Source organism: Zoogloea sp. (genome assembly GCF_041914405.1).
Taxonomy (GTDB): domain Bacteria; phylum Pseudomonadota; class Gammaproteobacteria; order Burkholderiales; family Rhodocyclaceae; genus Zoogloea.
In genome coordinates, this window is the sequence record NZ_JAYSDK010000003.1 from 69,440 (window position 1) to 78,592 (window position 9,153).

Annotated in this window: 5 protein-coding genes; all 5 read left to right on the plus strand. The window is 67.4% G+C overall.

Annotated features, from left to right (window positions below; translation table 11 throughout):
* The first annotated feature begins 98 nt into the window (after window positions 1–98).
* From ACE3RX_RS02660 to ACE3RX_RS02680, 5 genes are read left to right on the plus strand one after another with little or no spacing between them, the layout of a single operon-like run.
* On the plus strand, window positions 99–1,151 hold the full coding sequence (locus tag ACE3RX_RS02660; RefSeq protein WP_374480037.1) for an efflux RND transporter periplasmic adaptor subunit: 1,053 nt from the start codon (window positions 99–101) through the stop codon (window positions 1,149–1,151).
* Window positions 1,152–1,153: 2 nt separating this feature from the next.
* On the plus strand, window positions 1,154–4,429 hold the full coding sequence (locus ACE3RX_RS02665) for an efflux RND transporter permease subunit (protein WP_374480039.1): 3,276 nt from the start codon (window positions 1,154–1,156) through the stop codon (window positions 4,427–4,429).
* Window positions 4,426–4,650, plus strand: coding sequence for a DUF2892 domain-containing protein (locus ACE3RX_RS02670; protein WP_374480041.1), 225 nt, complete (start codon window positions 4,426–4,428; stop codon window positions 4,648–4,650). Before ACE3RX_RS02665 ends, ACE3RX_RS02670 begins: the two co-directional genes overlap by 4 nt.
* 60 nt (window positions 4,651–4,710) lie before the next feature.
* On the plus strand, window positions 4,711–8,121 hold the full coding sequence (locus ACE3RX_RS02675) for a PAS domain-containing protein (protein ID WP_374480043.1): 3,411 nt from the start codon (window positions 4,711–4,713) through the stop codon (window positions 8,119–8,121).
* Complete coding sequence (locus ACE3RX_RS02680) at window positions 8,118–9,023, plus strand: response regulator (RefSeq protein WP_374480045.1); 906 nt, start codon at window positions 8,118–8,120, stop codon at window positions 9,021–9,023. The genes ACE3RX_RS02675 and ACE3RX_RS02680 overlap by 4 nt, the downstream gene beginning before the upstream one ends.
* The last annotated feature ends 130 nt before the right edge of the window (window positions 9,024–9,153 follow it).

Here is a 9,153-nt window from a genome sequence, read left to right on the forward strand (position 1 = left end):
CTGTGGGGGCGAATGAATTCGCCCCCACAGCAGCCAGCTATGGTTGTGGAATCCAGGGAGGACTTGACGGTTTTAAATATTAGATTACTCTAATATTTATGTCGCGATACTTCTCTCATCTGTGCGCCGGCCTAATGGCCGGCCTGGTGCTCGTCCATGGGCCGCTGCTGGCGGCCGATGGGGCGGATGCTGTTCCTACTGTCCAAGTTCATGCGCTCGCCCGTGCCGGCGCCTATGCCAGCGAAGCCGTCATCGAGGCTGTCCGTCAGGCTACCGTCGCGTCCCAGGTCCAGGGGAGGGTGCTGGAGGCCAAGGTGGATGCTGGCGCACGGGTGCGCCAGGGCGAGGTGTTGATGCGCATCGACACCCGCGAGGCCGACCAGGCGGTAGCCGCTGCGGCAGCCAACGTGGCTGCGGCCCAGGCAAGGCTCGGCGACGTGCGCCTGAGCCTGGAGCGGACCCGCAGTCTGAAGGCACGCAACTTCATCAGCGCCGCCGCCCTCGACCAAGCTCAGGTGGCCTATGACACGGCGCTGGCCCAGCAGAAGGCGGCAGAAGCCGGGCGGGCGCAGGCAGCCGCCTCCCGAGGATTCGCCACCGTTACCTCGCCGCTAAATGGTGTCGTTGCCCAGCGCCTCACCGAGGCAGGTGAAATGGCCCAGCCAGGGCGTCCGCTGCTGATCGTCTATGAGCCGGGCAGCCTGCGTGCGGTGGCCGATGTACCCCAGGCCCGGCTGGCTGATTTGGCCAAGGCTGGCATGAAGGCTCGGGTCGAGTTTCCCGAGTCCGGGCGCTGGCTCGATGCGGCGTCCGTCGTCGTACTGCCGGCGGCCGACCCGCGGACCCACACGGCCCGCGTGCGGGTGAACCTGCCTACGGATGTTACGGGTGTGGTGCCGGGCATGGCGGCGCGTGTGCATTTTGCGGTCGGCGAGGCGCCGCGCATCGCGGTGCCGGCGGCGGCGGTGCTGCGTCGCGGCGAGCTGACTGGCATCTACGTGGCGGACGGCAAGGGTGGCTTCAGCCTGCGCCAGCTGCGCCTCGGCAACGCGCTGGACGACGGCAGCGTCGAGGTGCTGGCCGGCCTTGCCGGCGGCGAGAGCGTGGCCCTCGACCCGGTACGTGCCGGCCTCGCCCGGAAGGCCCGCTAACCATGGGTATTGCCGGACGTCTTGCGGCGCTGTTCCAGCGCAATGCCCTCACACCTCTGCTGGCCTTGGTGCTGATGCTGCTCGGCGTGTTTGCCGCGCTGATCACGCCGAAGGAGGAAGAACCGCAGATCGACGTGACGATGGCCGACGTGATGGTGGCCTTTCCCGGTGCCTCGGCGAAGGACGTTGAAGCCCTCGTCGCGCGGCCGGCGGAGCAGGTGTTGTCGCGCATCGCCGGTATGGATCACGTGTTCTCGGTGTCGCGCCCGGGCATGGCGGTGATCACCGTGCAGTTCAAGGTCGGCGTGAAGAACCAGGACGCCATCGTGCGCCTGTACGACACCATCCACAGCCACCGGGACTGGATTTCTCCCGAGCTCGGCGTGGCCGAGCCGATCATCAAGCCGAAGGGCATCGACGACGTGCCGATCGTGGCCCTCACGCTGTGGACGCGGGATGAGACCCGTTCGGCCTTCGACCTGCAGCAGATCGGTCGTGCGGTCGAGGTGGAGCTCAAGCGCGTCAAAGGAACCCGCGACGTCAGCACCATCGGTGGTCCCGGCCACGTGCTGCGTGTGCTGCTCGATGTGGGGCGGATGAACGCCTTCGGTATCACGCCGCAGGACCTGAAGGGCGCGCTGCTGCTCGCCAATGCATCCCAGCCGAGCGGTGTGCTGACCCGCGCCAACCAGGAGGTGCTGGTGCAGACCGGCACCTACGTGGAGAGCGCCGCCGACGTGCGGGGCCTGGTGGTTGGCGTGTCCGGCGGCAAGCCGGTGCATGTGGCCGATGTGGCGACGGTGCTCGATGGGCCGGATCAGCCGTCCCGCTATGTGTGGCACGGCCTCGGCAAGGGGGCGCCGGATGCCGGCGCGGCGGCCGGCGAGCGCTTCCCGGCGGTGACCCTGTCGATCTCCAAGAAGCCGGGCGAAAACGCTGCTGACGTGGCCGACGGCGTGATCCGCCGCATCGATGCCCTGAAGGGCAGCATCGTGCCGGACGGTGTCGAGGTGACGATCACCCGCAACTACGGCGCGACGGCCACCGAGAAGGCCGACAAGCTGATCGGCAAGCTGGTCTTCGCGACCTCGGCGGTGGTGCTGCTGGTGTTCTTCGCGCTGGGCAAGCGCGAGGCGGTGATCGTCGGCGCGGCGGTGACCCTGACCCTGGCTGCGACGCTGTTCGCGTCCTGGGCCTGGGGCTTCACCCTGAACCGGGTCAGCCTTTTCGCGCTGATCTTCTCGATCGGCATCCTGGTGGACGACGCCATTGTGGTCGTCGAGAACATCCACCGCTGGCACGCCCTGGAGCCGGGCAAGCCCTTGTGGCAGCTGATTCCGAAGGCGGTGGACGAGGTCGGCGGGCCGACCATCCTGGCCACTTTCACGGTCATCGCGGCGCTGTTGCCGATGGCCTTCGTCAGCGGCCTGATGGGCCCCTACATGAGCCCGATCCCGATCAACGCGTCGATGGGCATGTTCATCTCGCTGGCGGTGGCCTTCGTGGTGACCCCGTGGCTGGCCGGCAAGCTGATGAAGGGCGGGCATGCGTCTCCCGAGGCCGAGGACGCGCAAACGCCGCCGGACCACGGCCCCGACCGCCTCACCCGCCGCCTCGAAGCCCTGTTCCGCCGCCTGATGACGCCGCTGCTCGATCCGGTACGTGGCGGCCGCGCGCGCGCCAAGCTGTGGTTCGGCGTGGTGCTGGCGATCGCCCTGTCGGTGTCGCTGGCCGTGGTGCAGTTGGTCGTGCTGAAGATGCTGCCCTTCGACAACAAGAGCGAGTTTCAGGTGGTCCTCGACATGCCGGTCGGCACGCCGGTCGAGGCTACGGCCGAGGTGTTGCGTGAAATCGGTGCCGAGCTGGCCAAGGTCGATGAGGTCACCGACTTCCAGGCTTACGCCGGCACCGCGTCGCCGATCAACTTCAATGGCCTAGTCCGCCAGTATTACCTGCGTGCCCAGCCCGAGATGGGCGACATCCAGGTGAATCTGGTGGACAAGCATCACCGCAGCCGGCAGAGCCATGAGATCGCAGTGAGCGTGCGCGACGCGGTGGCCGCCATCGCCAAGAAGCATGGCGGCAACGCCAAGGTCGTGGAGGTGCCGCCAGGGCCGCCAGTGCTGTCGCCGATCGTCGCCGAGGTGTATGGCCCCGACTACGCCGGGCAGGTCGCGGTGGCCGGCAAGGTGCGTGCGGCTTTCGAGGCCAGCGCGGACATCGTCGGCGTGGATGACACGGTGGACGAGGCGGCGCCCAAGCTGGTGTTGCGCGTCAACCAGGCCAAGGCGGCCCAGCTCGGCGTGGCCCAGGCCGACATCGTCGAAGTGGTTCGGCTGGGCCTCGGCGGCGAGAACGTCACGCCGGTGCATGGCGGCGACAACAAGTACGAGATCCCGGTGCGCCTGACACTGCCGTCGGAAGACCTGTCGGGCATCGAGCAGATCCTGCAGATGCGCGTCCGCGCCCGTGCAGCGGAGGCCGGCGGTGCGCTGGTGCCGGTGTCGGAGCTGGTTCAGGTGGAGTCGACGCGGCGGGAGCAGGTGATTTACCACAAGGACCTGCTGCCGGTGGTCTATGTGACCGGCGACATGGGTGGCAAGCTGGATTCGCCGCTGTACGGCATGTTCGACATCCGCAGCCGGGTGAAGGACCTGTCGCTGGTCGGCGAGCGCCTGGCCGGCACTCTTGACGAATGGTTCATCCATCAGCCGGACGACCCCTACGCAGCCTACGCCATCAAGTGGGATGGCGAATGGCAGATCACCTACGAGACTTTCCGCGACATGGGTGCCGCCTACGCGGTGGGCCTGGTGCTGATCTACGTGCTGGTGGTGGCCCAGTTCCGTAGCTACCTGGTGCCGCTGATCATCATGGCGCCGATCCCGCTGACCCTCATTGGCGTGATGCCGGGGCATGCACTGCTGCACAGCCAGTTCACCGCCACCAGCATGATCGGGATGATTGCGCTGGCCGGCATCATCGTGCGCAACTCCATCCTGCTGGTGGATTTCATCGACCAGCAGGTAGCGGCCGGCGTGCCGATGGCGGAGGCCACCATCCACGCGGCGGCGGTGCGCGCCAAGCCGATCGGCCTGACCGGCCTGGCGGCGATGATCGGTGCGCTGTTCATCCTCGACGACCCCATCTTCAACGGGCTGGCGATCAGCCTGATCTTCGGCGTGCTGGTCTCCACGCTGCTGACCCTGGTCGTCATTCCGGTTTTGTACTTTGCCGCTACCTACGGGCGCGGCGCGCACGGCGGAGAGCCATCATGAAGCTGAACATCAACCAATGGGTGCGGGTGTTTGCCGGCACCTTCGTGCTCGTCTCCCTAGGCCTTGGCGTGGAGGGCAGCCCCTTCTTCGTCAGCCACAACTTCCTGTGGTTCACCGCCTTCGTTGGGGCCAACCTGCTGCAGAGCGGTTTCACGCATTTCTGCCCGCTGGAGAACATCCTGCGCAAGTTCGGTGTGAAGGACGAGGTCGGCTGCCGCTGATTGTGACGAGGCGTGGCGGCGCCTCAAGCTTTGGAGCCGCAGGCCGTACACCTGCGGGTCATGAGTTCGATACCCGCAACCCCGTCCAGCCGCATCCGGGCCATCCTTCGCCACCTGCGCAGCCTGCCCGGTACGGAGCGGCGCTGGTTTGGTCTGGTTCTCGGGCTTGGCCTGCTGCTTACCGGCTGGGGCTGGTCCTATCTGCGTAACCAGGATGCGGAGTTTGAGCAGGCCCGCCACGAAGCGGCGGCCGATCGGCTGGAGCACCAGCTGAAGGAGCGTTTCGGCAAGGTCGATTTCATCCTGCGTGGAGTCACAGGGCTGTTCTCCGCCCAGTACCTGATCGAGCGGCGGGAGTTCGAAACCTATGTGGCCGGTCTGAAGCCGACCGAGGCCTTGCCCGAAGTGCTGGGGCTCGGCTTTGCGCGAGGCGTCGAAGTTTCCCGCATCCCCGCCGTCGAGGCCCTGCTGACGGCCAGTTACGGCAAGCCGACCCGCGTGCTGCCGCCGCCCAATCCGCGCGGGCGGCACCGTAGTTTTCCGCTGATCTACCTGTGGCCGTTGAGCGAGCGGGCGGATAGGGTGATTGGCTTCGACGCCTACGCCGACCCAGTGCGCCGGCAGGCCATGGATGCAGCCCTGAAATCCGGTGAGATGGCGATGAGTGCCCCCGCCACGCTGACCGGTCGTAATGCGGATGAGTTGGTGCCCGGCGTGGTCCTCTACCGGGCGGCCAGGCCGCTGGACGAGATCGGCGGGGGAGAGGGGGACGCTGCCGAGGGCCTGGTGGTGTTGGCGATTGCCGTGACGCCGATGTTCGACACTCTGCGGGCGGCGGCCATCGCCGGCTACGATCTGGTGGTGGACGACATCACCGACGGGCAGCCCCTGCGTGTCTATGCGGACCAGGCGGTCATCCAGGCGCCGCCGGTGGCGGTACGCGAAGTGCATTTCGGCGAGCGCGACTGGCGTCTGTCGATTCTGCCGCCGCCACCGACCGGGCAGTGGGCGTCATCGACGCTGGCGGCGGCGGGGGGCGGCGTGGCGAGTGTGCTGCTGGCCCTTGTGGTGGCCAGCCTGGCGGGGCAACAGAAGCGGGCGGAGGGACTGGCCGCCGACATGACCCGCGAACTGCGCGCCAGCGAGAAGCGCTTTGAGCTGGCGGTGTCGGCGACCGATGAAGGCATCTGGGAATGGCAGGCCGATCGGCACGAGATCTTCCTGTCGCCGCGCTGCGACCGCCTGCTGGGTTATCCGGAAGGTGGGTTGCCGCGCAGTGGACGGGGCATCCTGCGTTCCATGTCGGTGTCCGGGCGGCATGACTTCATCGCGGCTTTCCGCGGCCTGACCCGCGACGCCCGCGCCCTCGACTGCGTGGTGTCGATTGCCCGTATCGATGGCAGCATGGGTTGGTTCCACCTGGCCGGCAAGGCCGAGTTCGATGCGGCCGGCAAGCCGCTGCGCACGGCCGGTGCCGCCTCTGATGTGACGGCCTTGCGGCGTGCCCGCCAGGCCGTGGTCGACTCCCATGCCCGCCTCGACGCGCTCTACCAGCACGCTTCCCTGGGCATGGCCCTGATCGACACGGCGGGGCGTTACCTGCAGGCCAATCCGGCCTTCTGCCGCATCACCGGCTATGCCGAGGACGAACTGCACGCAGGGCTCGAGCTGGAGCCTGGGGGGGCGTCGGAGAAGGCCACGGATGCGGAGCCGGCGGTGGCCGCCAGCGCCCGCGAGACCGAGTTCGTGCGCAAGGACGGGCGGCGCGTGCCGGTTCTGGTGACGACTACTGTGGTCGGTGGCAGTGATGGCCAGCGCTGGCTCATCGTCGAGGATGTGACGGCCCGGAAGGCCGAGCAGCAAGCCATCCAGGAGGCCCACGCGACCAACGAATCCCTGATCGCGGCGATGCCGGACATGCTGTTCCAGCTCAACGACGAGATGCGCATCGTGCGCTACCACGCGGACAGCCGGGAAGTCCTGTCGATGCCGCCGGAGGCCTTTCTCGGCAAGCGCCTGGACGAGTCGCTGTCGCCGGACATGGCGCGCCGCTTTGCCGACGCGGCCCAGGCCGCGTCGCGCAGCGGCCTGTTGCAGCGGATCGAGTACACATCGGCAAGAGGCGGCCGGCAACGTCATTTCGAGGCCCGCTTCCGGGCCGTGCGCACGGGTGGTGCGCTGGCCGTCATCCGTGACATGACCGATCTCAAGGAGGCCGAACTGGCCCTGCGTGAGAGCGAGGCGCGCTGGCAGTTCGCGCTGGATGGTGCCGGCGATGGGGTGTGGGACTGGAACATCGCCAGCGGGCGGGTCTTCCGCTCCCCGCGCTGGCTGAGCATGCTCGGCTACGGGATCGAGGAGGCCGAGGAGAGTAGCCGGGAATGGGCGTGGCGCGTCCATCCCGACGATTTATCGGGCCTGCTGGCTGCCCGTGACGCCCATCTGCGCGGCGACACCCCCTATTTCACGCACCAGACGAGGCTGCGCTGCCAGGATGGCAAATACAAATGGGTGCTGGCGCGCGGGCTGGTGGTCGAGCGTAATGACAGCGGCCGGGCGCTGCGGATGATCGGCACCCAGACCGACATCGACGAGGTGAAGGCCCGCGAGGCCCAGATACTCGATCACAACTTCGACCTTGCAACGCTGGTGGCGGCGCGCACGCGGGATCTGCAGGCCGCCAAGGAGGCCGCCGAGGCGGCCAACGAGGCTAAATCGGTCTTTCTCGCCAACATGTCCCACGAGCTGCGCACGCCGATGCATGGCGTTCTCAGCTATGCCCGCCTGGGCGAAAGCCGCATCGCCCAGGCCGGCCACGAGAAGCTGCGCAGCTATTTCCATCGTATCCGGGTCAGCGGCGAGCGCCTGCTGCTCTTGCTCAACGACCTGCTCGACCTGTCCAAGCTGGAGGCGGGGCGGATGGTGCTGAACATGCAGCCGGTGGACATGGCCCGGGTTGTCCAGGACAGCCTGCGTGAGTTCGAGGCGCTGTTCCAGGCCCGCAAGCTACACGTGCGGGTGGAGCGCGACGCAGAACTGCCGTTGCTCAATGGGGACGCTGCGCGCCTGGGGCAGGTGGTGATGAACCTGCTCTCCAACGCGGCCAAGTTCACGCCGGAGGGTAAGGGCATCCTGCTGTCCCTGCGTTTCGGCCGGCTGTCCGAGGCTCGCCCGGCACGGGGGCGAGATGACGCACGGGCGATGGTGTTCAGTGTGTCGGACGAAGGGGTCGGGATTCCGGTAGACGAGCTGGGGGCGGTCTTCGACAAGTTCGTGCAGAGCAGCCGGACCCGTACCGGCGCCGGCGGGACCGGGCTGGGCCTGGCGATCTGCCAGGAGATCGTCTCTGCGCATGGCGGATATATCCAGGCGCGCAATAATTCGGCGGGCGGTGCAGAATTCATCGTCGCATTGCCGCTGGCAGGCCAGGACAGGCCATTGCCGGCAGAGGCTACAGAGGGAGAAACATGAGCAAGGCAAAGATACTGGTGGTGGATGACGAGCCCTTCAATCTGGACATTGTCGGCGAGTACCTGGATGAAATGGGTTTCGACCTGGTGATGGTGGATTCCGGTGAAGCCGCTTGGGAGGTCTTGAGCCAGCCTGATTCGCACTTCGACCTGGTCCTGCTCGACCGCATGATGCCGGGCATGGACGGCATCAGCGTGCTGCGCAAGATCAAGGGCGATGAGCGCCTGCGTTCGACCCCGGTGATCATGCAGACCGCGGCGACCTCGCCCGAGCAGGTCCGCGAGGGCCTGGCAGCTGGCGCCTACTACTACCTCACCAAGCCGTTTGAGGGCGAGGCGCTGCAGACTATCATCCGCTCCGCCCTCGACGACATGCGGGTACGTCGCGAGCTGACGGCCAGCCTGGCAGAACAGGCACAGGCCTTCCGGTGCATCAAGGAAGGCGAGTTCCGCATCCGCACCCTCGAGGAGGCGCGGGTGCTGGCGTCCTTCATCGCCCTGCTGGGGCCCCAGCCGGATACGCTGGCGATGGGCCTGTCCGAATTGCTGGTGAATGGCGTCGAGCATGGCAACCTGGGCATCGAGTTCGCCGAGAAGAGCCGCCTGCGCGAGACCGACTGCTGGGAAGAGGAGATCACCCGCCGGCTCGCCCTGCCCGAGAACCGCGACAAGGTCGTGCGCCTCCGGGTGCGCTGCGACGAGAGCCGCTGGGTGTTCGAGATCCGTGACGACGGCGAGGGCTTCGACTGGCGCCAGTTCCTCGATTTCGACCCGGAGCGCGCCTTCGCGCCCAACGGACGGGGCATCGCCTTGTCCCGCCAGCTGGCCTTCGCGAGCCTGACCTACCTGCCGCCGGGCAACCAGGTGGTGGTCACGGTGCCCAAGGTCCAGGACCTGGCCTGATACCTACTGGATGGATACTGCGGGCGCGCCCCTGTTTAGGGGGGCGCCCCCCCACAGCCGAGGCCCAGTGAATGGCGGAAAACCCGTGCGCGGGGGGGGGGGGGCTGGCCTCCCCGCGAAACCGAGCCAC

Excerpts from the sequence above, each read along its gene's own strand:
- ACE3RX_RS02660 (WP_374480037.1), top strand. The coding sequence starts at position 99 with ATGTCGCGATACTTCTCTCATCTGTGCGCCGGCCTAATGGCCGGCCTG.
- ACE3RX_RS02675 (WP_374480043.1), top strand. The coding sequence starts at position 4,711 with ATGAGTTCGATACCCGCAACCCCGTCCAGCCGCATCCGGGCCATCCTT.
- ACE3RX_RS02665 (WP_374480039.1), top strand. The coding sequence starts at position 1,154 with ATGGGTATTGCCGGACGTCTTGCGGCGCTGTTCCAGCGCAATGCCCTC.
- ACE3RX_RS02670 (WP_374480041.1), top strand. The coding sequence starts at position 4,426 with ATGAAGCTGAACATCAACCAATGGGTGCGGGTGTTTGCCGGCACCTTC.
- ACE3RX_RS02680 (WP_374480045.1), top strand. The coding sequence starts at position 8,118 with ATGAGCAAGGCAAAGATACTGGTGGTGGATGACGAGCCCTTCAATCTG.